This window comes from Mycobacterium kyogaense (assembly GCF_003254575.1).
Classification (GTDB): Bacteria; Actinomycetota; Actinomycetes; order Mycobacteriales; family Mycobacteriaceae; genus Mycobacterium; species Mycobacterium kyogaense.
This window is the reverse complement of record NZ_QJUA01000015.1, coordinates 48,601-74,280: the sequence shown is the minus strand read 5'-3', so window position 1 is coordinate 74,280 and position 25,680 is coordinate 48,601. Positions and strand designations below refer to the sequence as shown.

Below are 25,680 nucleotides of genomic sequence, written 5' to 3'. Positions count from 1 at the left end.
GTGGGGTGCGAGGAATTAGTGTGGATCGCTGTGCGTGACGAACTGGTGTGGATCGACTGTGAGATGACCGGCCTCGATTTGGGCACAGATCGGCTCATCGAGATCGCGGTCCTGGTGACCGACTCGGAGCTCAACATCCTGGGCGACGGGATCGACGTGGTGATCCACGCCGAGGAGGACGCCTTGACGTCGATGGTCGACGTCGTCACCCAGATGCACACGAAGTCGGGGCTGATCGACGAGGTCCGGACGTCGACCATCGATCTCGCCACCGCCGAGACCATGGCGCTGGACTACATCCGCGAGCACGTCAAACAGGCCAAGACGGCGCCGCTGTGCGGCAACTCGATCGCCACCGACCGCGGCTTCCTGGCCCGGGACATGCCCAAGCTCGACGACTACCTGCACTACCGGATGATCGACGTCAGCTCCATCAAGGAACTGTGCCGCCGCTGGTATCCCCGCATCTACTTCGGCCAGCCGGAAAAGGGACTGGCGCACCGCGCGCTCGCCGACATCCACGAGTCGATCCGCGAGCTGAAGTACTACCGGCAAACCGCGTTCGTGCCGCCGCCCGGACCCGCGACCAGCGAGATCGCGGCGATAGCGGCCACCCTGGGTCCGGATTCGACAACTGATTCGGCTCCCGGGGGATCCACCGGCTAGTATCGACGACGCCGCGCAAGCGGCAATGGTGGCTGTAGTTCAGTTGGTAGAGCACCAGGTTGTGATCCTGGCTGTCGCGGGTTCGAGTCCCGTCAGCCACCCCGTCGGTCAGGGGCCCCACGTGGGCCCCTGACTTGTTTCTTGGGTCATTTCTTGGGATCGGTAGCGCATGCTCCCCTTTTGACTGTGTCTCGACCGCGACTGCGGAAACACACCGTCGAAAGGACACCCCCATGAAGCTCCCCGCCGCCCTCGAGCAGCACGTCACCCGCGTCGACCGCCAGCGCGCTCTGATGATCGGCATCAGCACCGGCCTGGTGGCCTTCTGGTCGGCCTATCGCGTCTTCTGGGCCCTCTACCTGACCCTGAGCTACGACTTCCTGTTCGGATCGCTGGTCTTCCAGATCGCACTGTGGGGTGTCATCGGCGTCGCCGCCGGCATCACGTCAGCGGCGTTCATCCTTCGCTACACCAACTACCCGGAGACGAAGCAGCCCCACGAGTGACCGCGTACGACGACCATCGCCCCGCCGGCGCGGCCGGCGGGGCGATCGGCGTCAGATGTTGGCGTTGCCGGCCTTCCACTGCGACCACGGGATGTTCCAGTCCCCGAGGCCGTCGGTCCCCGGCAGGGGCGACCCCACGGTGTTGACGATCTCGACGATGTCGCCGCGCTTGGCGTTGTCGTAGAACCACTTGCCGTTGCTCGTACTCACGTTGATGCAGCCGTGGCTGACATTGCTGTAGCCCTGACTGCCCACCGACCACGGAGCGGCGTGCACGTAGATGCCGCTGTACGAGATCTGCGTCGCCCAATCCACCTCGGTGCGATAGCCGTTCGGTGATTCGACCGCGACACCGTAGGTCGACGAGTCCATCACCATGTGGGCGCGACGGTCCCCGACGATGTAGGTGCCGTTGTTCGTCGGCGTGCTGTTCTTACCCATCGACACGGGCATCGACTTGATGACCTCGCCGTTGCGCTTGACCGTCAACGTCTTGGTGTCGTCGTCGACGGTCGTGACGACCTGGTCACCGATCGTGAACGAGGTCGACACGTTCTCCTGACCGAACAGGCCGTCCCCGAGATCGACACCGTAGGTGTTGACCGCGACCTCGACCTTGGTGCCCGGCTTCCAGTACTCCGCGGGGCGCCACCGCACCTCGCGATTGCTCAGCCAGTAGAAGGCGCCCTCGACCTCGGGCGTGGTCTTCACCGTGATCGCCCGTTGCGCCGCAAGACGATTGGTGATGTTCTCGTCGAACCGGACGGCCACCGGCTGCCCCACGCCGACGACCTCGCCCTCGTTGGGCAACACATAGGGCATCGTCAGGTTCTCCGGCGAATGCGTCTCGAACGACATCTGCCGCTTGGCGACCCCACCGAGACCCAGCGACTCCGCGGTCAGCGTGTAGCGCTTGTTGTAACCGAGCGGCTCCACTGTCTCCCACGTCAAGCCGTCGTCGGACAACCGGCCCTGCACGGGCTTGCCGCTCTGGTTCACCATCGACACAGCGCCCAGCACCCCGAACTCGGCGCTCACCGACACCGGCGAATCCACGCTCACCCCGACCGCGCCGTCCTTGACCGATGACGTCAGCTTGGGTACCAGCAGGTCACCGAACGGGGTGCCCTTCTCGTCGATGACCTGAGGTGCCGCGGTGTCGGTGCCGCTGCCGCATGCTGTCATCGCCAGCGCCATCGCGGGAATCAGCACGATGGCGGCCAACCAGGCCCGCCCGCGCCGCGCACGCGTCGCCGTGTTGCCCTGCGCCATACTTCGCTCCACTTCTTCTTCAGGCTCTTGACAGGAATACTGACAGCGGATTCCCAGGATTGTTGACGCCGATTCTACGGTGCGTTTCGAGTGCGCACGTGAACGCGGCGTTGCGATCGGGAAGCGCCCCTGACGAGCGGATTCTTCGACGATTTCCGTCCGGTGCCGCGGGCCTGTTATTGTCTCCCACGCGCGCCGTTAGCTCAGTTGGTAGAGCAGCTGACTCTTAATCAGCGGGTCCGGGGTTCGAAACCCTGACGGCGCACCACCACAAAAGCCCCGCCTACGCGGGGCTTTTCTGGTTGATACGGGAGCCTTCCCCTCCTACGTCGTGACGACTAGTGGCCACGGTCGGCCAGGAGCGGCAACGACGGGTCCCAGACACTGCCGTCGCGCTGGTCGCGACGGCGACGCGCCATCCCGGAAAGCACCTCCAGGACAATCCGATTGCCCAGGAACGAGGTGATGTCCGCGACGTCGTAGGGTGGCGCCACCTCGACGACGTCCACGCCGACCACCGGTAGTTCGTAGGCGATGCGCCGGACGGCGTCCAACAGTTGTCGAGATGTGAGGCCGCCCGGTTCGGGAGTGCCAGTCCCCGGCGCGTGGCCAGGGTCGCACACGTCGACGTCGACGGACAGGAACACGCCCTCGCATTCGTCCGTGGCGATACCGAAGGCTTCGGTCAGGCACGTCTCGAAACCTCGATGGACGATCTCTGTCATCTCGTAGCACCGCATCTTCTGCTGCGCCATCCACTCCAGGGTGTCGGGTCCCGGCCAGTAGCCTCGTAACCCCATCTGCAGGAAGCGATCTCCGCGCACGGCACCGGATTCGATCAGACGGCGCATCGGCTGGCCGTGTCCGATGAGTGAGCCGAACTCGATGTCGCCGGTATCGGCGTGGGCGTCGAAGTGGATCATCGACACCCGGCCCGTGCCGACGTGTTCGGCTACGCCGCCCGCGTCCGGCCACGCGATCGTGTGGTCGCCGCCCAGGATGATGGGTACCGCCCCGTTGGCGGTGACGGTGTACACGGCCTTCTGCAGGTCGGCGACCGACTTCGCGGCGTCACCGGCGAACATCTCGACATCACCTGCGTCGTACACCGTCACGTCCCTGAGGGCGTCGACCCGCATCGCCAGCGAGGGCCGGGATCCGTCGTGCGGGTTGTAGTCGGTCTGCCGCATGAACTGCGGTCCGAAGCGGGTGCCTGCACGGTGAGACGTGCCACCGTCGAAGGGGGCGCCGATGATGACGACGTCGGCATCGGCGTATGTCGCGGGTTCGTCCCACGTGCATCGCGGAACTCCCAGGAAGGTGATGTCGGGTCCGAATTGTGTTCCGTAACGAGCCATGTCAGTTTCTCTTGCTTTCCGGTGTAGGGGTACTCAGGTAGGCGTCGATCAAGACGTGCAGCCGGTCGCCGTCGAAGCTGGGCTCGTGCCCGGCATGAACGGTCGCCACGTCCAGCTGCGCGAGCCTGCGCAACGACTCGCGGTAGCGCGCACGGTCGCTGCCGACGAGGTCGTCGAGCAGCTCGGCGTCGTAGACGACATCGCCGGAGAACAACGTGCGGGTGTCGGGGTCGTAGAGAGCGATGCTGCCGGGGCTGTGGCCCGGTAGGTGCAGGACCTCCAGCCGGCGGTCCCCCAGGTCGACGACGTCGCCGTCGTGCAGATCAGCGGTGCTCGGCGCGGGCTTCGTCTGATACGTCGACGGGTCGTATTCCTTGGTGGGCACGGCGTTGAGCTGCCACCCGGACATCCCCTCGGCGCCCCGGTCCACACCCAGGGCCGCGCACAGGTCGGGCCCGAAGAGGCTGACGCGGGCGGGACGACCGGGCTTCTCGGCGGGATGGGCCCACCGCTGGCGGAACTCGTGGGCCCCGCCCATGTGGTCGAGGTGCGTGTGCGTCAGCACTGCCACAGGCTCACGCCCTCCGAAGGTTTCGGCCAGGGCACCCCGCAGAGAACACACCCCGAGGCCGGTGTCGATCAACACGTCACGACGTCGTCCGCGCACGTACCACGTGTTGGCGCGCAGCATCGGCTCCACCCCGGGTTCCTCGATGAGGGTGACGCCCGCACCGCAGTCGGCGACGACGAACCAGCTCGGCGAGACCGGCAGTGGCCTCACGCGGCCACATCGCCGCGCACGATGTGGCCGGGATAGAGCAGACGCGTCATCGCGACATAGACGGCGACGGCAACCAGGGGGCCGACGAGGGCGGACAGATCCGCGCCGTCGAGCGCGGCTGAGATCGGGCCCTGGTACGGCGTGGTGTTGACGCACAGTGCGGCGGTGAACGCTCCGGCGCCGATCGCCGAGAACCCTGCGATGTTCCACCCTCGACTGAACCAGAACGGACCCGCCGGCAGCACATCGTTCAATTCCGCTCCGTCATAACGATTTCGGCGCAGCAGGATATCGGCGGAGTACACCGCGATAGCCGGTCCGAGTAGGACGACGGTCAGTTCGAGGGTGGTGCTCAACGCGTCGGTGAAGTTGGTGACGAACAGCGCGTAGAGCGCCAGTGACACACCGAGAAGACCGTCGATCAGCACGGTGACAGCGCGGCGCAGCGGAACCCCGATGGCCTGAAGACACAGTCCCGAGCTGTACATGGTGAGGATGTTGTTGGTCATGCAACCGAGAACCACGAACAGCAGGAAGGCGGAGTAAGCCCAGGACGGCAGGATCTCGGCAAGCGCGGTCTGCGGGTCGGTCATGTCGATCACGGTGCCCGCCAGCACACCCACGGCACCCAACAACACCGCCGGTACGAATCCGCCGAGCGCGGTCCAGGTCGCGACCTGCAGTCGGGAGGTGTCCGCGGGCAGATATCGGGCGTAGTCGGCGCTGATGCCCCAGGACAGCGGCGCCGCCGCGATGACGGTCACGCCCGCGGTCATCGTCGCCACGACGGCCCAACCGGCGGGCGCGATCTCGACCGGCGGAACATAGCCCCAGTCCGCATGATTGAGCACGCAAACTCCGAGCATCACCATCACGATCGTCAGCGCGACGGTGAACAGGCCGCTCATCCGCACGATGGTCGCGTGGCCGAAGACACTGATCGTCACCGTGATCGCGGCCGTGACGGCGACGATCGCGATCTTGACCGGCGGGTTGGCGGCGAAACCCAGTTGATCGGCCAGCGCGAAGCCAGCCAGAGCGCCGAGGGCGAGATTGACCGCCTCGTACGCGATGAAGATCGGCCAGTTGAGCAGCGCCATGTTCAGGCGATTCCCGACGACGCCGAACATGCTGCGATTGATGACCCCGCTGGGGCTTCCCGAGACCGGGCCGGTGATGGCGAGCAATCCGATCGCCGCCCAGAACAGGTTGCCGATCACGATGACGGCCAGCGCCTGCCACAACGAGAGGCCGAAGAGGATGAGGAGTCCGCCGAGTACGACATAGAGGAAGTTGACGTTGGCCGACGCCCATACGAAGAAAAGCCCGCGGGGATTGCCGTGTCGTTCGCCTGGCGGGATGTAGTCGATCCCGCGGGCCTCGATCCGGCCGAATTCGTCAGCCGCAGTGGAGAGCGTCGAGGTGCTCGACTCGATGTCAGGGGTGATCACGCGCATCCTCGAATCTCTTATTGGGCACGCGCCCAATTTGGCTGTTGGGCAGTAACCCAATACCATCGCCGGCGTGCCGTCAAGTGGAGCCGAGGTCAAACCCCGGCGGACGCGGAAGACTCCCGAGGCGCGCCGCGCCGAGATCGTGCAGCACGCGACGGCGCTGGCGCTGTCCGACGGGCTGGAATCGATCACGCTGAGATCCATCGCGGACGCCCTCGGCATCACCGGCGGCCTGATCGGTTACTACTTCCCCTCCGTCGACACGTTGCTCGCGGAGGTGTTCGTCGGCATCGCAGAAGCCGAACTCGAGGCGACGTTCGGTCCCGTCGAAGAGCAGACGTCCCCGGTTGCCGCGATCCGACTACTCGTCGCGACGCTCGTATCCGAGGAAGAGGAGCGCGTGAGCGCGCTGTGGATCGATGCCTGGCATGCCGGACGTCGCCGACCGGCGCTGCGGGACGAAGTCGCGCGCCTGATGCAGGCTTGGCTCGATCGCACTTCGGCCATCATCGAAAGCGGCCTGGCTGCAGGCGTTTTCCACACCGACGACGCCAACGCCGCCGCCATGCGCATCCTCGCCGTCTACGACGGCCTGTCGATCGGCTCCGTCATGCGCGGAGCTTTCGACTACTCGGCGGTCAAGAGCCTGCTCGTCACCGTCACTGCGGCGGAACTCAGCCTACCGATCAGCGATATCGCAACCGAATAGCTCTGGCGCACAACCGAATCGCCTGGAGCGCCGCCTGATGGGTGCTAGAGCGTTCTCGCCAGGCGCGTGGCGAGCAGATCGGCGAAGCGCGCCGGGTCATCGAGCGCCCCACCCTCGGCCAGAAGTGCGGTGCCATAGAGGAGTTCGGCTGTCTCGGCGATCGCCGGATCGTCGGGACGATCCCCATGAGCCTGACGCAGCCCGGTGACGAGCGGGTGCTCCGGGTTCAGCTCGAGGATGCGCTTGGCGACCGGCACCTCCTGCCCCGACGCCTTGTACAAGCGGGCCAGGGCAGGAGTGATGTCGAACGCATCGGTGATCAGGCAGGCCGGCGATTCGGTCAGCCGCGACGAGAGCCGCACCTCTTTGACGTGCTCGTCGAGCGTCTCCTTCAACCAGGCCATCAGCTCGGCGAACGTCCTGCCCTGCTCCTCGCGCTCGGCCTCCCGCGCCGAGCGCTCCTCGTCGGATTCCAGGTCCACCTCGCCCCTGGCCACCGACTGCAGCGGCTTACCGTCGAACTCGGTCACGTTCTGCACCCAGACCTCGTCGACCGGGTCCGTCAGCAGCAGCACCTCGTAGCCCTTGGCCTTGAACGCCTCCAGGTGCGGCGACTTGAGGATCTGCTCCCGCGTCTCACCGGTGGCGTAGAAGATCTGCTCCTGCCCGTCCTTCATGCGCTCGACGTAACCGGCCAGCGTGGTGGGCTCCGGGTCACTCTCGGCGCCGTCCCGCGTCGACACGAACGACGCGATCCGCAGCAGCGCGTCGCGGTTGTCGGCGTCGGAGAGCAGACCCTCCTTCACGACGCGGCCGAACTGCGTCCAGAACGTGCGGTAGTCCTCCGGACGTTCGGTCTGCAGCTCGGCAATGGTCGAGAGGACCTTCTTGGTCAGCCGACGGCGTATCGCCGTCACCTGGCGGTCCTGCTGCAGGATCTCGCGAGACACGTTGAGCGACATGTCCTGTGCATCCACCACGCCCTTGACGAAGCGCAGGTACTGCGGCAGCAACTCGTCGCAGTCGCCCATGATGAACACGCGCTTGACGTAGAGCTGGATACCGACGTGCGCGTCACGGTCGAACAGGTCGAACGGCGCGTGCGACGGGATGAACAGCAGCGCCTGGTACTCGAACGTGCCCTCGGCCTTCATCGCGATGACCTCGAGCGGCTCGTCCCAGGCGCGGGCGATGTGGCGGTAGAACTCGGTGTACTCCTCGGCGGTCACCTCGTCCTTGGAGCGTGACCACAGGGCCTTCATCGAGTTCAGCGTCTCGGTCTCGATGGTGACTGAGTCTTTCGCGTCCTCGCCGCCTGAGCCTTCTGCGGAAGGGACCCGCCGCTCCACCTGCATGCGGACGGGCCAGGAGATGAAGTCGGAGTACTTCTTGACCAGGTTCCGCAGCGTCCACTCCGCGGTGTAGTCACCCAGCTCGTCCTCGGCGTCCGCGGGTTTGAGGTGCAGCGTCACCGAGCTCCCCTGCGGCGCATCGGCGACCGCGGCGATCGTGTAAGTGCCGTCGCCACTGGACTCCCAGCGGGTGGCGTCGCTCTCCCCCGCCTTGCGGGTGAGCAACTCGACCCGGTCGGCCACCATGAACACCGAGTAGAAACCGACGCCGAACTGGCCGATCAGCTGATCGCCGGCGTCCCCGCCCTCGGACTCGCGCAGCTGCTGACGCATGCGGGCGGTGCCGGACTTGGCCAGCGTGCCGATGAGTTCGACCACCTCGTCGCGGCTCATCCCGATGCCGTTGTCACGCACGGTCAGGGTGCGGGCCTGCTTGTCGGTGACCAGCTCGATGTGCAGGTCCGAGGTGTCGACGTCGAGATCCTTGTTGCGGTATGCCTCGAGCCTGAGCTTGTCCAGGGCATCCGAGGCGTTCGAAATGAGCTCGCGCAGAAAGGATTCTTTGTGCGAATACACCGAGTGGATCATCAGATCCAAGAGCTGCCGGGCCTCGGCCTGGAACTCGAACTGCTCCACATCCGCGCTCATGACGTCTCCTCCTTCTGATGGCCGCGCAGTGTGATCGTGGGGGGCTCAGCGCCGGGGCGCACCTGGACCGGGCTGACCCATCAACGGGTTGGGGGCGCCGGCGCCGGGCTGCCCCGGATGGTGCTGCTGCTGATGTGCCTGCATCGCCTGCACGAGCGGATTCTCCTTCATCAGCGCACGGCGGTCGTCGTCGCTGAGCTCGTAGAAGGTCCACATCGCCCAGGCCGCGGGCCGGACGTACAGCGTGACCTTCTGACGCTTGCGGTTGTTCTGCGGCAGCATCGCCGGAATCGGCACCACGCGATCCAGCGTCACAGCGCTGACGAGTTCCTGCGCGAGCTGGTCGACGTCGGTCAGATCCTGCAACTCGTACACCGACGCCTGGTGGCTGGGTTGGGACGGGCCCTGCAGGGCGAGAAACCACGCCATCGCGTGTCTCCTTTGCTCGTGGTGGGTCAGCCGTCAGCGTAGATGACCCGGGACCCGCGCCGCCGCCCCTGTCTGCAGGCGCCACTGCGGTCACATTTTTGACGTTCGCGCATAATTTTCGCGTTCGAGAAGACGTGTGTCGAATGATGTGCTATCGGACACTCCTTCGGAGCAAAATCGACCGGTGCGTCAACTCTTCGGATCGGTCCGAACATTTCCTCGCTTCGCCGTCCGGATAACGATTGCGCTGGGCATAGGCCACATCGGGTGTTAAGGTGCCGTTAGCTGATCACAACGGAACGGGAGAAATCCGCGGACCGTGACGGGAAACGAGGAACTTAGCTGATGTCAGGGCTGATGGAGCCGTCGACGACGACGACAGCAACAGAAGGCTCTGGCCCGGACGCTGCCGCGCAGCATCCGGTTCTCGTCCACAGCTGCAGCCGACTCGGCCGCGTCGCCAACCCGCCCGGTTTTTCCTTCTCGGACTGGTTCCGCTCGGCTCGCCGCCGCTGAACCGTCAGCAGGGAACCGTCAGCGGCGCGCGCGCCGCACGACCACCACGAGCACCAGCACGCCGACGCCAGCCAGCGAAGCCATCACCGGCGGCTTCGTCACGAAGCGCACCACACCTGCTTTGACATCGTCGGCCAGCCGCCGCGGGTTGGCCCGCGCAGTCAACGAGTCGACAGTCAGAGCCAACTGATCGCGCGCCTGATCGATCTCGGCCTTGATGGTGTCGGGATCACGATCCGCCACGTATGCCTCCGGTCGTCTGTCGGTCCTGCCGCACTACCCTAGTTCAGCGGGCGCTGCGCGCAGCGCCCGGTCGCGCATCGATGCCACGGATCGAAGGAGAGCCACCAGCCATGCCGCAGACTCCCCGCCTCGAGGTGGGCGACAAAGCCCCCGCGTTCAGCCTCCCCGACGCCGACGGCAACACCGTCAAGCTGTCGGACTACAAGGGGCGAAAGGTCGTCGTCTACTTCTACCCCGCCGCCTCCACCCCCGGCTGCACGAAGCAGGCGTGCGACTTCCGCGACAACTTGGCCGAGCTGGGCGACGCCGGTCTCGACGTCGTCGGCATCTCCCCGGACAAGCCCGAGAAACTCGCGAAGTTCCGCGACAAGGAAGGGCTCACGTTCCCCCTGCTGTCCGATCCCGACCGCGCGGTGCTCGAGGCCTGGGGCGCCTACGGCGAGAAGACGATGTACGGCAAGACCGTGCAGGGCGTGATCCGCTCGACGTTCGTCGTCGACGAGAACGGCACGATCGAGGTGGCGCAGTACAACGTGCGCGCCACCGGCCACGTCGCGAAGCTACGTCGGGATCTGTCCGTCTGATCCCAGTGCGGCCAGCACCCCCAGTTTGGCCAACAGCAGCGCCTCTGCTGTTGCGGCCCGCTCCAACACACCCAGGTGCAGGCTCTCGTTGACGCTGTGCGCCTGGGTATCCGGGTCCTCGACGCCCGTGACCAGGATTTTGGCCTCGGGGAATGCAGCGGCGAAAGCCGCGATGAACGGGATCGAGCCGCCGACGCCGGTGTCGACCGCATCCTGTCCCCAGGCCTGCAGGAACGCCTCGCGCGCTGCGTCGTAGACCGGGCCGGTGGCGTCGATGGCGTAGGGCTGGCCGACGTCGCCGGGCGTCACCGTCACCCGGGCACCCCACGGCGCGTGCTGTTCCAGGTGCCGGGTCAGGGCGGCCAGGTGCTCGCCGGCATCGCCGCCGGGGGCCACCCGCATGCTGACCTTGGCCCGCGCCGACGGGATCAACGTGTTGGATGCCTTCGCGATCGGCGTGGTGTCTATCCCGATGACCGTGATCGCCGGTTTGGCCCAGAGTCGTTGCGCCACTGCGCCAGAACCGATCTCGTCGACGCCGTCGAGCACTCCGGTGTCGGCGCGCACCCGCTCGGGGGTGTAGTCGACGTCTGCCGCCGTCGCCTCGTGCAGGCCCGCGACCGCAACGTTGCCGTCGTCGTCGTGCAGGCTGGCCAGTAGCCGCACCAGCACCATGAGCGCGTCGGGCACCACACCGCCCCACATGCCGGAATGCAGGCCGTGGTCGAGCGTGGAGACCTCGACCACGCAGTCGGCCAGGCCGCGTAGCGACACGGTGAGCGAGGGGGTGTCGGTGCTCCAGTTGTCGGAGTCGGCGATCACGATGACATCGGCGGCCAGCGCGTCCTTGTGCGCCGCCAGCAGGCGCGACAGCGACGGTGAGCCCGATTCCTCCTCCCCTTCGACGAACACCGTCACCCCGACGGGCGGCGTGCCGCCATGCGCCCGGAACGCCGCCAGATGCGTTGCGATGCCGGCCTTGTCGTCGGCCGTGCCGCGCCCGTAAAGCCGACCATCGCGCTCGGTCGGCTCGAACGGAGAACTGTCCCAGGCAGCCGGATCGCCTTCGGGCTGGACGCCGTGGTGGGCGTACAGCAGCACCGTCGGCGCTCCCTCGGGAGCGGGGTGGCGGGCGATGACCGCAGGCGCCCCTCCCTCGGAGACGATGCGGACATCACCGAAACCCGCCTCCGACAACAGTTTCGCCACGGCGTCGGCGCTGCGCGTCACCTCGTCGCGGCGTTGCGGATCCGCCCAGACGGATTGGATGCGGACCAGATCCTCGAGATCGGCCCGGACCGAGGGCAGTACGTCGCGGACCCGCTGAACGAGATCACTCATAGCGACGAGGGTAGTGCCGCTACCGCTCCTCCAGGACAGCCACCGCGGCCGCGGTGTCCGCCTCGTGCGTCAGCGAAAGATGGATGGTCACCTCTTTGAGGTGCTCGGCCACCGCGCCCGTCAAGCGGACGCGGGGCCTGCCCCACATGTCGGTGATCACCTCGATGTCGCGGTGAATCGCCTCGGGCAGCACCGGCCGCTTGGAGAACCGCGATCCCGACCACGCCTTGATCACGGCCTCCTTGGCCGCCCACCGCGCCGCCAGGTGGCGCGCCGCCGACGAACTCTTGTCGGCGGCGTCGCGCCGCTCCCCTGGCGTGAACGTTTCCGCGAACACCGTGCCCGGCCGATCCACCTGCTCGGCGAAATCGGGAATGGAGACGAGGTCGATACCTATCCCGACGATGCCCACGGCCAGCACGCTATCCCACGGATCACCGCTGATACACCCCGTCTTCGCCGAGACGCGACGCCGTGTCGAGCAGCATGGCCGCCTCCTGCGCCTTCTCGGGCTGATCGTGGTCGAAGCGACGTCCCTCGGGCCGCTCGTACATCGGCCGTCCGCCCGCGATCGCCGAGGCCAGCCTGCGCTGACCGGCCAGCGTGCGCTCCTGAGCCTGGGCGGTGTAAGTCGCCCGCTGCTCCGGGGTCAGCGTGGCCAGGAACGCCTGCGGATGCACCAGCGCGATCAGACCCGACACGTGCCCGAACCCGAGGCTGGTCACCAGACCGGCCTTGAGCGGGTACTTGTCGCCGAGCCGCAGCGTCTCGCGCGCCCACACGAAGTGCGCCGAGGTGGCCAGCTCGTCGTCGACACAGTCCAGGCTGCGGTTCGGCGGGATGACGCCGTCGCGCAGAACCTGGCACAGGCCCATCATCTGGAAGACCGCGGCGCCGCCCTTGGCGTGGCCGGTGAGGCTCTTCTGGCTGATGACGAACAGCGGCGCACCCTTCGAGCGGCCCAGCGAGGCCGCCAGGCGCTCGTGCAGCTCCGTCTCGTTGGGGTCGTTGGCCAGCGTCGAGGTGTCGTGCTTGGAGATCACCGCGATGTCGTCGGCACCCACGCCGAGCTTGTTCAGCGAGCTCGCCAGCACCGAGTCACGGCCACCGCGGCCGGCACCCAGTGCACCCAGTCCGGGAGCCGGGATCGAGGTGTGCACACCGTCGGCGAACGACTGCGCGTAGCCGACCACCGCGAGCACCGGCAGACCCATCCGCAGCGCCAGATCGCCGCGCGCCAGCAGGATCGTGCCGCCGCCTTGGGCTTCCAGGAAGCCGAGCCGGCGCCGGTCGTTGGCGCGGGAGAACTTGGAGTCGCTGATGCCCTTGGCGCGCATCGTCTCGGTGTCGGCGGTGGCCGCCATGTCACCGAAGCCGGTGATCGCTTCCAGCGTCATGTCGTCGAAGCCACCCGCGACCACGAGCTCGGCCTTGCCGAGGCGGATCTTGTCCACGCCCTCCTCGACCGAGACCGCCGCGGTCGCGCAGGCACCCACCGGGTGCACCATCGCGCCGTAGCCGCCGACATAGGACTGCATGACGTGCGCTGCAACAACATTCGGCAGCACCTCCTGCAGGATGTCGTTCGGCTTGCTGCGGCCCAGCAGGTTGCCGTGGTACATGGTCTGCATCGAGGTCATGCCGCCCATGCCGGTGCCCTGGGTGGAGGCCACCAGGCTCGGGTGCACCCACCGCATCAGCTCCGACGGCGTGAAGCCCGACGACAGGAACGCATCGACGGTCGCGACGATGTTCCACAGCGCCACCCGGTCGATCGAGGTCGCCATGTCGGGGCTGACACCCCACACGGTCGGATCGAAGCCGGTCGGGATCTGGGCGCCGACGGTCCGCGACAGCTTGGTCTTGCGCGGAACGCGGATCTCGGTGCCCGCCTTGCGGATCACCTCCCAGTCGCCGGAGTCCGGGATCGGCCGGGCCACGGTGTGCTCGGGATCGAACGCCACGAATGCGCGCGCGTCGGTCTCGCTGGACACCACGAACCGGAAGTCCTTGTCCAGGAACACACTCACCAGCAGCGGCGACGCGTGATCGGGATCGATCGCGCCGTCGTCGACGAACTCCCGGATGCCGCAGCGCTCCACGACCGCGTCGTGGTAGCGCTCGACGAGCTCGGATTCCTCGACCAGATCACCGGATTGCGTGTCGTACCAACCCGGCTGCGGATCGTCCTCCCACGTGATCAGGCCGGTCGTCCACGCCAATTCGAGCACACCGGCGGCCGACAGTTCGTTGTCGACCTCCATCTCGAATCGGGTGCGCGACGAACCGTACGGACCGAGTTCGGCGCCACCGACGATGACCACGAGATCGGCCGGGTCGACGTCGAGGTCGGCCCACTCCGGCACCGGCGCACCGGTCACCACGCGAGGCGGCGACGGCAGAGCCGAAATCGTCTGCGCGGCAACCTCGTCGTCGGCATCGTCGTCGGCCGGTGCGGCCGTCGCCTCCTCGCGCGCCTTGGCGGCGAGCTCGGCCATGTCGAGATCGGCGTCGGCGAGACCGCCGGTGAAGTCGGCCTCGACGGGTTCCCGCGCCGCCGCGACCCGCGTCTCGACGTCGCAGAGATCCAGCAGCATGGAGGCCATCTGCTCGGTCGAGTAGGTGGTGACGCCCGCCTCTTCGACCGCGTCGACGATGACGTCGTTGTGGCCCATCAGCCCGGTGCCCCGGGTCCAGCCGATCAGCGCGTGCGCCAGGCTGACCCGTTGCGCCCACGACGTCTCGGCCTTCCAGCGCGACACCAGCGCGTCGAGCGACGCCTTCGCCTCGCCGTAGGCACCGTCACCGCCGAACATGCCGCGATTGGGCGAGCCCGGGAGCACCACGTGCAGGCGTGCCGCGATGTCGCGGTCCGCCCCGATGTGGGACAGCCCGGCGATCAGCCGCTGCACGGCCCACAGCAGGACCTTCATCTCCATCTCGGCACGCGCGCCGACGTCGGACAGGTCGCCACCGACCCGCGGCGCCGCGAACGGGAACAGCAGCGTGGGCGACAGCGCGTCCTTGACGTGGATCGACTTCGGCCCGAGGCTCTCGGTCTGCTCGTTGCCGACCCACTCGACGAGAGCGTCGATGTCGTTGTAGGAGGCCATGTTCGCCGGCAGCACCCACAGCTTGGCGCCGAAGCAGGCGTTGTCGCGGTAGAGGTTGCGGTAGAAGGCCAGTCGCGAATCGTCCAACTTCGACGTGGTCGCGATCACGGTCGCGCCACCGGCCAGCAGCTGTGCTGCCACCGACGCCGCGATCGAGCCCTTCGACGCGCCGGTCACGACCGCGACCTCGTCGCTGTAGCGGCCCTTGCCCGGATTCTCCGCGCCCGCCGCCGCACGGGCGTACAGCGAGGCGTGCACGGTGCGGCCGGCAGCCAGGGCCTTGCCCTGCCAGTAGGTCGCCTGCGTGCCGACCACGTGACCCGCGCCCTCGAACCGCTCGGAGAGGCGCGCCCAATTCGCGTCGACCTCGTCGTCGTCCATCAGCCAGATCTTGACCAGATCCTCGCGCGCACTGGCCCACCGGTCGTCGAGCAGGACCGCCTTGCGGGCGTCGAACGACGGGGCCACCAGACGCGGCCAGTCCGAACCCAATTCGGCAGTGACCAGATCGATGAGCTCTGCGTCGGCCGCGGCATCCGGGGTCACCAGCGGTGCACCCAGGCCCAGCTGATCCAGGATCGTGCGGGCCGCCGACGCCAGCACACCGTCGGGTCCGGTGACCTGCTCGGCGAATTCACCGAGCGCCGCCGAGTCGACGACGCCGCCACCGGCGCCGCCGGCAGAGGGCAGCGACACCGACACGCCGCGGCGCGCCGCCACCGCGACCACCGCCGCGTCGATCGCCTTGTCGACCGAGGCCGCGTCGGCCAGCGCACCGTCGTGCAGGCCGCCGAGGGCCCCGCCACGAACGCTCGAGCCCTCGCGGGTTCCCAGCGCCACCTCGACGGTGGCGTGCTTGGCCCAGCCTTCACCCAGTTCCCACGTCTTGGCGACGCGCTCGGTGATGTAGGCCGGACGCTTGCCCGACGGCCCGAGGACCGTGCGCAGCTGATCGTTGATCGCATCGGAGAGCACCGGTCCGAACGGCTTGTAGGTCCGGGCCAGCTTGGTGACCTGCCCCTTCAGGCCGGCCAGATCGGCTTCTGCGGCACCGTCGATCGCGCCCAGGTTCAGCTCAGACCCCAGGTCGACGAGCATCTGGTTGCGTCGCGAGGACGCACCGTCGGTGATGGATTCGATCGAATCCAGCGCCTCGATCTGATCGATACGGATCTTCGCCGACAGCGCGATCAGCGCCATCGTCGCGTCGGCCGCGTCGAACGTGATGTCGTCGGGACGGGGTCCGCCACTGGGGGCAGCGGCCGGTGCCGGTGCAGCAGGCGCCGCCTCGGCCGGCGCTGTAGCCGGTTCGGCCGATGCCGGCGGCGGTGGCGTGTCCTCGATCTCGGGTTCGGGATCGGTGTCGGTCGCGAACAGCACCGCGGCGTCACGCTCGGCGTTGAGCACCTCGGTCGTGTTGTGCGAATACTCCGGCAGCTTCAGCGTGTTGGTGGCCAGCCCGGCGACGGTCGGCGCGTTCTTCACACCGATCTCGACGAAGCGCTCCACCCCGAGGCCGCCTGCGGCCTCCTCGATGAACAGCAGGTCCTGCGTCTCGATCCAGCGCACCGGGCTGGCGAACTGCCAGGCCAGCAGCTCGATGACGATCTTGCGCATGAGCTCACGCGGACGCTCGTTGCGCCACGTGTCGTAGTCGGCGAGGATCTCGTCGAGCGGCTCGGCGGGCACCAGATCGCGGATCTCCTGCACGAAGTCGCGGTCCAGCGTGAACGGCCGCGGCACCAGGTTCGGAATGTAGCGACCGATCAACAACTCTGGATCGGCGTCGTCCGGCATGACCCGCTCGAGGGCACGGCGGAAGTCGGCGACACCGACCCGCAGCACCGAGGAGTGGAACGGCACGTCGATGCCGGGCACCAGGATGAAAGACCGCTTGCCGCCGGAGATCTCGCGGCGCCGCTCGACCTCCTCCTCGAGCGCCTCCAGGCCTGCGACCGTGCCCGCGATGGCGTACTGCGCACCACGCAGGTTGAAGTTCACGATCTCCAGGAATTCACCGGTGCGCTCCGAGACCTCCGCGACGAACGCCTTGACATCGTCGTCGTCGAGATCGATCTGCGACGGCCGGATGGCCGCCAGCCGATAGTTCGACCGGCCCTGGGCGTCACGCGGCACGATGTCGTGCATCTTGGACCCGCGGTGGAAGACGACCTCGAGCAGAGCTTCGAGCGGGTACACGCCGGAGACGCACGCCAGCGCGGTGTACTCACCGACGGAGTGACCGCACGCGATCGCGCCTTCCACGAACGCGCCCTGCTCCCGCATCTCGGCGACCTGGGCCGCCGCGACCGTCGCCATGGCGACCTGGGTGAACTGCGTCAGGTACAGCACACCTTCGGGGTGGTGGTAGTGCACACCGGAGGCGATCAGGCTGGTCGGGTTGTCGCGCACCACGTGCAGCACCGAGAAACCGAGCGTCTCGCGGGTGAACTTGTCGGCGACGTCCCACACCTTGCGGGCCGCCTTGGAGCGTGCCCGCACGTCCATACCCATGCCCTTGGACTGGATGCCCTGGCCCGGGAAGGCGTAGACGGTCTTGGGCGCGGCGAGCTGCGCGGTGGCGGCCATCACCAGCTCACCGGAGACCTTGGCCGACACCTCGATGATCTCCGCACCACGGTCGATGCCGACGCGGTCGACGCGGAACTCGATCTCGTCGCCCGGCAGCACCATGCCCAGGAAGCGCGACGTCCAGCCGACCAGGCGCGCCGGCGGAGTGGCCCGACCGTCGGTGGCGGTGACCGCGTGCTGCGCCGCGGCGGAGAGCCACATGCCGTGCACGATGGGCGTTTTCAGACCGGCCAGCAGCGCGGCGGCCCGATCGGTGTGAATCGGGTTGTGGTCACCCGAGACCACGGCGAACGCACTCATGTCGACAGGCGCGGTGACGACCACGTCACGCCGGCGACGGCGCGGGGTGTCGGTGGCGTTGTCGGTGATCGCTCCACCGGCACGCGGCGGATCGGTCAGCTCGGCGGCACCGGTGCGGCCGCGGATGGCGAAGCGCTCCTCGAGCGTCGCCAGCACGGTGCCCTCGGAGTCCGCGATCGACACCTCGACCGGGACGACTCGCCCGACCTCGGTGTCGTTCGCCGCGAGAGTCGTTGCGGTGACGGTCAATTCAGTCTTGCTATCGGGCATCTGCGCCAACAGGTGGGCAGCGTGGTCGAGGTGGACCAGGCTGAGCAGGCCTTCGACGACGGGGAAGCCGTCCTCGGTGAGCGCGGATCCGATGGCCGAGAACACCGCGGGCCAGCACAGGCCGACCAGGGCGTCGGGCACCAGGGTGAGTCCGGGCGCCAGCGGAGCACCGAACGTGGCGGTGACGCCGGTGTGGTCGGCGACCTTCTCCGGATCCCATTCCACGGTGACGGTCGAGGTGTTGTCGACGACAGCGGGAAGGGCGTCCGGCCCGTCGACGCCGGCGGCGATCGCGAGCACCGCCCGCATCGCCGTCGACGCATCCTCCACGGTGACGATCGGCATGCCGCCGTCGACGGTGGTCGAGGGCAGCGTGAAGCGGATGTCGATCCAGATGTCCGACAGCGGAACACTCAGCGTCACCGAGACCTTGCCGGTCTCGTCGGTCGACTGCTCAAGGCGCGCACCGGTATTCGGATGCGTCGCGCTCGGCTTGCCCGGCACGTCGTTGACCTGCCACTCCCCCGGCGCACCGATGCGGTGGACGGGGTTGATGGCGGTGCGACCGGCCCACAGGACGTCGGGCGAATCGAGGACCACGGCGAGCGGGCCACCGACGTCGGCGCGTGCCTGGCGGCGCGACACCACCGGCACCGGCTGCTCGCCGGCGGCCAGCACGCGGTCGACGATCTCCTTCTCGAACCGGTCGAGCAATTCGCCGACCGGCTCGTCGACGCGGGTGATACCCGCGACCGCCTGGGTGCCCGGAATGATGCACACCTGATCGGCGGTGTAGCGGGCGTCGTGGGCCTGCCACAGCGAGTCGCTGCGCCACCACCGTCGGACGTCCTTGTCGACGACCGGCACGAAGTTCACCGGCTTACCCGGCTTCTTGCACAGCGTCACGAAGAACGGCACGTCGGCCGGGTGCAGACGCACGGCCTCGGCGTCGGGGTAGCGGGTGAGCAGGGCGGCGATCGCCTGCTCCGGCTGCTCGAGCAGGGCCGCGCCGTCGGCGCCGAAGAGCGTGTCGATCGGACCGAAGTCCTTCTCCGACAACCGAGCCTCGGCGCGCTTGAGCATCTCCTCGAAGCGGTCCCGCCACGTGTCGGCCAGCCAGGGGCTGCCCGGCGCGGCCGTGTCGGCGGTGCTGTCACCGTCACCGATGGCCAGCTCGACGTAGCGCTGCAGCCACTGCAGGTAGGTCATGTCGCTGATGTCGCCGAAGTACGGCTTGGCGGTTCCGGCCATCGCCGCGATGATCTCGTCGCGGCGCTCGGCGACGGCGTCGGCGTCACCGGCGACCTCGTCGAGCAGACGGCCGCACCGGGAGGCGGCGTTGTCGATCTCGTGGATGTCGGCGCCCAATTGGCTACGGCCACTGGCCATCCCGTTGATGGCGTGGCCGGCACCCACCCAGGTGTCGGTGCCGGTGGTCTCGACCAGCATCTGCTTGACCGCCGGGGAGGTCGTCGCTTCCTTGGTGGCCATCGCGGCGGTACCGACGAGGATGCCGTCGACCGGCATCTGCGGGAAGCCGTACGGCTTGGCCCAGTCGCCGGAGAGGTAGTCGGCAGCGCGCTCCGGCGTGCCGATACCGCCGCCGACGCAGATCGTGATGTTGCGGTACTTGCGCAGTTCCCCGTAGGTGGAGAGAAGGAGGTCGTCGAGGTCCTCCCAGGAGTGGTGACCGCCGGCGCGGCCGCCCTCGATGTGCACGATGACGTCGCGCGTCGGCACCTCGGTGGCGATCTTGATGACCGACTTGATCTGGTCGACCGTGCCGGGCTTGAAGCAGACGTGGGTGATGCCGACGGTGTAGAGCTCCTCGATGAGGTCGACAGCCTCTTCCAGGTCGGGGATACCCGCGGTGACGACGACGCCGTCGATGGGCGCGCCGGACTGACGGGCCTTCTGCACCAGGCGCTTGCCGCCGACCTGCAGCTTCCACAGGTAGGGGTCGAGGAACAGCGAGTTGAACTGCACGGCACGGCCCGGCTCGAGCAGCTGGGTCAGCTCCTGGATGCGGCCGTCGAAGATCTCCTCGGTGACCTGGCCGCCACCGGCCAGCTCGGCCCAGTGACCGGCGTTGGCCGCGGCAGCGACGATCTTGGCGTCGACCGTGGTGGGGGTCATGCCGGCGAGCAGGATCGGGGACCGGCCGGTCAGGCGGGTGAACTTCGTCGACGCCTTGACCGAGCCGTCGGGCAGGGTGACCGGCGTCGGCGCATAGCTCGACCAGGCCGGGGCGACCTCGGGGGCGGCGCCGACCGTGAAGAGGCTGCGCTGGCCCGCCCGGGTGGCGGCGGCGACGATGCCGATACCCAGCCCGCGGATCACCGGGGCGGTGAGGCGGGTGACGGTGTCGCTCGGTCCGAGGTCGACGATCCACTTGGCGCCGGCTGCGGCGAGGCCTTCGACCTCGGCGACCCAGTCGACCGGCGTGATGAAGATGTGCTCGGTGAGCATGCGGGTGAGGTCGCGATCCAGGCCGGTCCGCGCTGCCCACTCCTCGACCAGGTCGACACCGTCGGCCAGTCGCGGGGTGTGGAAGCCGACCTCGACGTTGAGCTGGTTGAACACCGGACGGAAGATCGCCCCGCCGCGGGTCTTGTTCTTGCGCTCGGCCTCTTCGCGCTCGGTGATCTTCTCGCAGTAGAGCTCGAAACGGGCCAGCTGCTCAGGGGTGCCGGTGATGACGACGGACCGACGTCCGTTGCGGATCGACAGGGCGGGCGCGAGGACCGTGCGGACGTCCTGGGCGAACTCGTCGAGGAGCGCGGCGATGCGGTCCGGGTCGACATTGGTGACCGACACCATCGGCGCCTTGTCGCCGCGACCGACCATGCCGCGCCGGCGCGACACCAGTGAGCCTGCCGCGCCGATCAGCTGACCGATCGCGAGCAACTCGGCATCGCGCGTGCCGTGGGCCTTGAGCGACTCGACGGCGGTGATGCCCTGCGAGTGCCCGGCGATCGCCACGGGCGGATGTCCTTCGAGGTCGAGCCCCTGGCGCTTGAGCGCCCGCTGGGCGGCCATCTGCGTGAGCAGGATGCCGGGGCCGGAGATCGCGGCGGTGGTGAGGTCCTTGACCGACGGCAGCGGCTCGTCGGCAGCCAGCGCGCGGATCCATTTCATCGGTTCGAAGCCGATCGGGCGGACGACCACGAGCTCACGGGCCAGCGGCTCGAGCAGCAGCTCGGCCTCAGCGACCAGCTGGCTGATCTCGGACTCGATACCCGCGGAGTTGACCAGCTCTTCCAGGTTCTCCAGCCACGGTCCGCCCTGGCCGCCGAACGCGACGGCATAGGGCTCGCCGGCGTGCAGCCGATCGACGAGCGCGTGCGCCCCGGCGAGGGGTTCGAAAGTCTGTCCGCCCTCGGAGTCGGAACTGGTGGTCGCACGGTCCTGGTCGTTGATCGTCACGTGGTGTGTTCTCCTCAGTGGTGCGTTGCGCGGCTCTTCAAGGGCGCGTCGTGCATGTGCGGCTGATAGCTCGTCGTCGACGGGAGGCGAGCCCGCGTCGTGGGCCTAGGCGATTCGGCGTCGAATCCGGCTGGTCTCGACCACTGCGCCTCGAACGCACGAGGCACTGCGGCGGACACTGCAGCCGTACTAAGAGTGTCATAAGAGACGACTCGATTTTGATGCCTGAAATGGTTACTGGCGAGTTCTACGCACGGGTAACAGAACTGCGCGTAACACCCGACCGAAGATGCCTGGTCGGCTTCCGGGACAAACGTCCTGCTGGCGGGTGGTTACGGTTCAGTAAGGTAGAAGCGCAGTTCAAAGCCGCATTGTTATGCAATCGTTATCTGAAAACTTCAGTTCTCAGATGCAGTGCCGGCGTGGCGGGCGGGTACGACGGTCTTGCGCGAACTGTGTGGTCACGCATTCGCAGACTGGACAGGTGTTTGCTACAGAACCTTACTCATCAGTAAGTCTGACGGCGTCGCCCCGACCGCTAGCCTGTCGGCCGCTCCCAGACCCCGGTGAGCAGGATGCCCGCGGTGTAATCCGACCCGGACGAGGACATCAGCCGGCGCGTCGCCAGATCGAACCGCGACGCCATCACCTTCTTGCCCAGCAGGCGGTAGTCCTCGACGATCTGGCGAAGCCGGCCCATCTCGTCCGGCTTCGGCAGGTATGACTGTCCGACCTCCGCCTGATACAGCTCCACCAGGCTGTTCACAAACGCCTCGGCAAGATCCTCCACCGACCTGTCGGCGGCCTCGACGAATCGCAGAAGCGTCCGGACGTACACGGTGTGGTCGTGGGAGCGAGCCAGGATCTCGGCGGCATCGGTGTCGACGAGCACCAGCTTGCGCCCCTTCACCTCCGCCAGGCCGTGGGCGATCAACGCGCTCGCCTCCGGCGAGTCGGGCTCGATCGGCAGGGCGGGGCCGTCCTGATCGTCGCCGTCCGGGCCGAGCACCGCCCGTTGCAGACCCAGGATGTCGGCGAGGTCCTCGCCCTCACGCATGCTGGTGAAGAACTCGGCGATGTGGGCCGAGTTGTACCCCTTGCGCAGCAACTGGCTGATCGTGTTCAGCTGCGAGAGGTGATAGTCGTCGTACAAAGCGGAGCGACCCACCCGGCGCGGCGGATCCAGCAGCCCACGTTCCCGATAGGCGCGGATGTTGCGGGTACTGACCCCGGATTCCCGGGCCAAATCCTCGAGCCGATATTCAGCCACTGCGACACCCCCCTCGACGCTGCCGGTAAGAGGCCAGACGATGGCCTGCGCAGCTAGTGCTCCACTGTAACCCGCCCGGCTACCGCGTGAGCGAAGTATTCCCGCCCTATCTTTCCGACGAGTAAGTTCGCCTGACACGGCGTTTCAGCTGCAACGATCGATCACATCGACGTAATACACACGTCATTGCCGTGCAGTTTCAGCCAACATGTTTGCCCGCCGCGCGGGCATCGAGTGACCGAATCGTCAGGAAATCGGTTGGCATCGGCACAGCCTGATGCGAGACCATGGACGGGTGGTCCGGCCGCGCCGAGCCACCCGTTTCCGTCGAGATTCGCACCGAGAGGTTGCATCGTGCGCCCCTGGATCATCTGGGCGACCGGACTTCTCGCCTACATCGTGGCTGTTCTCGATCGCACCACCCTCGGCGTCTCCGGGCTGCCCGCCGCCGAGCGATTTGCTGCCGGCCCCGGCCTCCTCTCGACGTTCGTCGTGCTGCAGGTGGTCGTCTACGCCGGCGCACAGGTCCCCGCAGGGCTGTTGCTCGACAGGTACGGATCGCGTGCCCTCATCCTCGCCGGAGCCACTCTGATGGCCACCGGCCAGCTGGTGCTGGCTGTGACGACGTCACTACCGCTCGCCCTCGCCGCGCGCGCAGTCGTGGGACTCGGCGACGCGATGACGTTCATCTCCGTCCTGCGCCTGGTGCCCCGGTGGTTTCCGGCGCGGCAGGTGCCGCTGGTGACGCAATTGACCGGCATCTGCGGGCAACTGGGACAGGTGCTGAGCGCGGTGCCGTTCCTCGCCCTGCTGTCCGGGTCCGGTTGGACTCCGGCCTACACGTCCGCCGCCGCGCTGGGCGCACTCGTCCTCGTGCTGGTCGGGGCGCTGGTCAAGAACGCGCCCGACGGCGTCGCGGTCAGCGCGCAGACGTTGGGCGTCCGGGAGACACTGGCCAGCGTCAAGACGGTCTGGCTGCGGCCGGGCACCCGCCTGGGCTTCTTCACCCACATGGGCACGCAGTTCTCCGTCACGGTCTTCGCGCTGATGTGGGGGGTGCCCTACCTGACGGTGGCCCAGGGCCTGTCCGCCACGGCGGCGGGGACGTTGCTGACCATCTCGGTCGTCGCCGCGATCGGTGCCGGGCTGGTCATCGGCGTGCTCACCGGACGGTTTCCGCACCGTCGCTCACGTCTGGTCCTCTGGATCATCGCGAGCAACGCCGCGATCTGGACCGTCGTGTTGGCGCTCCCCCACAGAGCACCGGTGTGGCTGCTCGTGGTCCTCATCGTCGTCATCTCCGTCGGCGGACCGGGTTCCATGGTCGGCTTCGACTTCGCGCGGACCTTCAATCCCAGCCACACCCTCGGAACCGCGCAGGGCATGGTCAACATGGGCGGTTTCCTGGCCTCGCTGGTGCTCATGCAGATGATGGGCGTGATCCTGCAAGCCACCGGCGGACTGTCCTTCGACTCTTTCCGGTGGGCCTGGACACTTCAGTACGCGGTCTGGGCGCTGGCGGTCACCGGCATCCTGATCACCCGCCGCAAAGCCCGCCGCCTGCTGGCCCAGCAGGACGACCGGATGCTGCTGGAGGGCATCAACGGCTAGCCGCATCGACGGCCCGCGCAACCGCGGCCGCGGTGTGCCGCTGCCCGCGGACCTCGTGTGCCGCCACTGAGACGACGGGAGCGAGCGTCACGATCAGCAGGCAGTTGGCCATCGAGATCCCGGCCGCCGCGAGCACCACCGCCGTCGCCAACACTGCCGCGGTCACCAGCATCACCGCCGCGTGGAAGAGCGCGAACGTACGCGTCAGCACCGCCCCCAGCACGTAGACCATCAACAGGTAGATGCCGACCGGCACGACCACGGTCGCCACCGTCGCCACCGAACCGAGCTCCGAATGGTGCTCCAGGTAATACGCCGCTGCGTGCAGCCCCGCGCCGGTCGCGACGATCGCCCCGAACACCACGATGTGCAGGTAGCCGAACCAGAACGAGCGCTCCCGGCGCACGTGCAGGATCTCGGCCTGCGGCAGCGCGAAGTAGGTCCACCACATGCCGAACGTCAGCCCGATGCCGGCCACCGCGACGAACGCCGCGTCGAACGTCCAACCCTGGGCCTCCACCACCGCGGTCAGCGAGGCGACCGTGCCGACCACCCCTTCGCCGAGCGCGATGATCGTGAACAGCCCGTACCGCTCCGCGATGTGATGCGCATGCCACGGCGTACCGCCGCCCTTCGACTCGGCCAGCACCGGGCCCATCATCTCCACCAGCACCAGACCGACGACGATCGCCGCGGTGACAGCGAGGGAGGTGTGGACGAAGATCGCGGCGATCCACCCTGCCTGCGCCAGCGTGATCCACAGCGCATAGGTCAGACACGCCCGACGGTGGGCCGGATCCTGGCGGGCGGCCCGCAGCCACTGCGTCACCATCGCCACCCGCATCACCACGTAGCCGGCGACCACGACGGCGTTGTCCACGTGCTCGCCGTGCTCGATCGAGCTGTACATCTGCGGAATCCCCAGGGCCAGCACGATCACCCCCACCATCTGCACCATGGTGGTCAGCCGGTACACCCAGTCGTCGGTGTCGAAGGCCGAGGCGAACCAGCTGAAGTTGATCCACGCCCAGCTCACCGCGAACGTCGCGAAGAAGAACGCGGCAAGTCCGGCGAGCACATGCCCGGCGGCGAACAGATGGGCGAGCTGGGACGCCGCGATGCCGAACGCCACGACGAAGGTCAGGTCGAAGAGCAGTTCCAGCGGCGTCGCGACCCGATGGGACTCGTGCGGATCGCGCCCGATCATCTTCCGGACGCGATGCGCTGCGGTCTGCACGC

17 protein-coding genes and 2 tRNA genes are annotated in these 25,680 nt (G+C 67.8%); 7 read left to right on the top strand and 12 right to left on the bottom strand.

Features of this window, described 5'->3' with window-relative positions:
- Positions 1–30: 30 nt before the first annotated feature.
- From orn to DMB80_RS12895, 3 genes are all read left to right on the top strand, one after another.
- A complete protein-coding gene (gene orn, locus DMB80_RS12905) occupies positions 31–666 on the top strand; it encodes an oligoribonuclease (protein WP_046363925.1) in 636 nt (211 codons plus the stop codon).
- A 28-nt stretch (positions 667–694) separates the two neighbouring features.
- Positions 695–767 (top strand) — tRNA-His (locus DMB80_RS12900).
- A gap of 132 nt (positions 768–899) precedes the next feature.
- Positions 900–1,172: a hypothetical protein gene (locus DMB80_RS12895; protein WP_111510211.1), complete on the top strand. Its 273-nt coding sequence runs from the start codon at positions 900–902 to the stop codon at positions 1,170–1,172.
- Between the two features lie 51 nt (positions 1,173–1,223).
- Here the strand turns inward: DMB80_RS12895 and DMB80_RS12890 are convergent, their stop codons facing one another.
- Positions 1,224–2,444, bottom strand: a complete 1,221-nt coding sequence (locus tag DMB80_RS12890; RefSeq protein WP_111510210.1) for a L,D-transpeptidase — start codon at positions 2,442–2,444, stop codon at positions 1,224–1,226.
- Positions 2,445–2,636: 192 nt separating this feature from the next.
- Here DMB80_RS12890 and DMB80_RS12885 point away from each other — a divergent pair.
- Positions 2,637–2,712, top strand: a tRNA-Lys gene (locus tag DMB80_RS12885).
- Positions 2,713–2,782: 70 nt separating this feature from the next.
- Here DMB80_RS12885 and speB read toward each other — a convergent pair.
- From speB to DMB80_RS12870, 3 genes are read right to left on the bottom strand one after another with little or no spacing between them, the layout of a single operon-like run.
- On the bottom strand, positions 2,783–3,802 hold the full coding sequence (gene speB, locus DMB80_RS12880) for an agmatinase (RefSeq protein WP_111510209.1): 1,020 nt from the start codon (positions 3,800–3,802) through the stop codon (positions 2,783–2,785).
- Position 3,803: 1 nt separating this feature from the next.
- Positions 3,804–4,583, bottom strand: a complete 780-nt coding sequence (locus tag DMB80_RS12875; protein ID WP_111510208.1) for an MBL fold metallo-hydrolase — start codon at positions 4,581–4,583, stop codon at positions 3,804–3,806.
- Complete coding sequence (locus DMB80_RS12870) at positions 4,580–6,040, bottom strand: cytosine permease (protein ID WP_111510207.1); 1,461 nt, start codon at positions 6,038–6,040, stop codon at positions 4,580–4,582. The genes DMB80_RS12875 and DMB80_RS12870 overlap by 4 nt, the downstream gene beginning before the upstream one ends.
- Before the next feature lie 67 nt (positions 6,041–6,107).
- Here DMB80_RS12870 and DMB80_RS12865 point away from each other — a divergent pair, with 67 nt between their 5' ends.
- Entirely contained in the window at positions 6,108–6,746 is a 639-nt protein-coding gene (locus DMB80_RS12865; RefSeq protein ID WP_111510206.1) for a TetR/AcrR family transcriptional regulator, read from the top strand.
- A 44-nt stretch (positions 6,747–6,790) separates the two neighbouring features.
- Here the strand turns inward: DMB80_RS12865 and htpG are convergent, their stop codons facing one another.
- The 3 genes from htpG to DMB80_RS12850 all read right to left on the bottom strand — a co-directional run bounded on the left by htpG (position 6,791) and on the right by DMB80_RS12850 (position 9,934).
- Positions 6,791–8,746: a molecular chaperone HtpG gene (gene htpG, locus DMB80_RS12860; RefSeq protein WP_111510205.1), complete on the bottom strand. Its 1,956-nt coding sequence runs from the start codon at positions 8,744–8,746 to the stop codon at positions 6,791–6,793.
- Between the two features lie 45 nt (positions 8,747–8,791).
- On the bottom strand, positions 8,792–9,175 hold the full coding sequence (locus DMB80_RS12855; protein ID WP_046365966.1) for a hypothetical protein: 384 nt from the start codon (positions 9,173–9,175) through the stop codon (positions 8,792–8,794).
- Positions 9,176–9,709: 534 nt separating this feature from the next.
- The gene (locus tag DMB80_RS12850; RefSeq protein WP_048423768.1) at positions 9,710–9,934 is read right to left on the bottom strand and encodes a DUF3618 domain-containing protein; all 225 of its coding nucleotides are present in this window, start codon (positions 9,932–9,934) and stop codon (positions 9,710–9,712) included.
- 110 nt (positions 9,935–10,044) lie between these two features.
- On the opposite strand from DMB80_RS12850, the gene bcp reads away from it, so the two are divergent.
- A complete protein-coding gene (gene bcp / locus DMB80_RS12845; RefSeq protein ID WP_046365964.1) occupies positions 10,045–10,518 on the top strand; it encodes a thioredoxin-dependent thiol peroxidase in 474 nt (157 codons plus the stop codon).
- On the opposite strand, the gene DMB80_RS12840 is transcribed toward bcp, so the two are convergent.
- The 4 genes from DMB80_RS12840 to DMB80_RS12825 all read right to left on the bottom strand — a co-directional run bounded on the left by DMB80_RS12840 (position 10,495) and on the right by DMB80_RS12825 (position 22,830).
- Positions 10,495–11,859 carry a dipeptidase gene (locus DMB80_RS12840; protein WP_111510204.1) on the bottom strand — a complete coding sequence of 455 codons (1,365 nt, stop codon included), beginning with the start codon at positions 11,857–11,859 and terminating at the stop codon, positions 10,495–10,497. The genes bcp and DMB80_RS12840 overlap by 24 nt on opposite strands.
- A gap of 19 nt (positions 11,860–11,878) precedes the next feature.
- Entirely contained in the window at positions 11,879–12,271 is a 393-nt protein-coding gene (gene acpS, locus DMB80_RS12835; RefSeq protein WP_110797910.1) for a holo-ACP synthase AcpS, read from the bottom strand.
- A gap of 22 nt (positions 12,272–12,293) precedes the next feature.
- Complete coding sequence (locus tag DMB80_RS12830; RefSeq protein WP_111510203.1) at positions 12,294–21,560, bottom strand: type I polyketide synthase; 9,267 nt, start codon at positions 21,558–21,560, stop codon at positions 12,294–12,296.
- A gap of 538 nt (positions 21,561–22,098) precedes the next feature.
- Entirely contained in the window at positions 22,099–22,830 is a 732-nt protein-coding gene (locus DMB80_RS12825) for a MerR family transcriptional regulator (protein WP_111510202.1), read from the bottom strand.
- Positions 22,831–23,184: 354 nt separating this feature from the next.
- Here DMB80_RS12825 and DMB80_RS12820 point away from each other — a divergent pair, with 354 nt between their 5' ends.
- Entirely contained in the window at positions 23,185–24,441 is a 1,257-nt protein-coding gene (locus tag DMB80_RS12820) for an MFS transporter (protein WP_162938517.1), read from the top strand.
- Here DMB80_RS12820 and DMB80_RS12815 read toward each other — a convergent pair.
- Positions 24,431–25,648 carry a low temperature requirement protein A gene (locus DMB80_RS12815; protein ID WP_111510238.1) on the bottom strand — a complete coding sequence of 406 codons (1,218 nt, stop codon included), beginning with the start codon at positions 25,646–25,648 and terminating at the stop codon, positions 24,431–24,433. The two genes, DMB80_RS12820 and DMB80_RS12815, sit on opposite strands and share 11 nt — an antisense overlap.
- Between the last annotated feature and the right edge of the window lie 32 nt (positions 25,649–25,680).

What these genes read in the sequence shown, in the direction of transcription:
- DMB80_RS12895 (WP_111510211.1), top strand. Translation starts at nt 900, where the DNA reads ATGAAGCTCCCCGCCGCCCTCGAGCAGCACGTCACCCGCGTCGACCGC.
- DMB80_RS12890 (WP_111510210.1), bottom strand. Translation starts at nt 2,444, where the DNA reads ATGGCGCAGGGCAACACGGCGACGCGTGCGCGGCGCGGGCGGGCCTGG.
- speB (WP_111510209.1), bottom strand. Translation starts at nt 3,802, where the DNA reads ATGGCTCGTTACGGAACACAATTCGGACCCGACATCACCTTCCTGGGA.
- DMB80_RS12870 (WP_111510207.1), bottom strand. Translation starts at nt 6,040, where the DNA reads ATGCGCGTGATCACCCCTGACATCGAGTCGAGCACCTCGACGCTCTCC.
- htpG (WP_111510205.1), bottom strand. Translation starts at nt 8,746, where the DNA reads ATGAGCGCGGATGTGGAGCAGTTCGAGTTCCAGGCCGAGGCCCGGCAG.
- DMB80_RS12855 (WP_046365966.1), bottom strand. Translation starts at nt 9,175, where the DNA reads ATGGCGTGGTTTCTCGCCCTGCAGGGCCCGTCCCAACCCAGCCACCAG.
- bcp (WP_046365964.1), top strand. Translation starts at nt 10,045, where the DNA reads ATGCCGCAGACTCCCCGCCTCGAGGTGGGCGACAAAGCCCCCGCGTTC.
- DMB80_RS12840 (WP_111510204.1), bottom strand. Translation starts at nt 11,859, where the DNA reads ATGAGTGATCTCGTTCAGCGGGTCCGCGACGTACTGCCCTCGGTCCGG.
- DMB80_RS12815 (WP_111510238.1), bottom strand. Translation starts at nt 25,648, where the DNA reads ATGATCGGGCGCGATCCGCACGAGTCCCATCGGGTCGCGACGCCGCTG.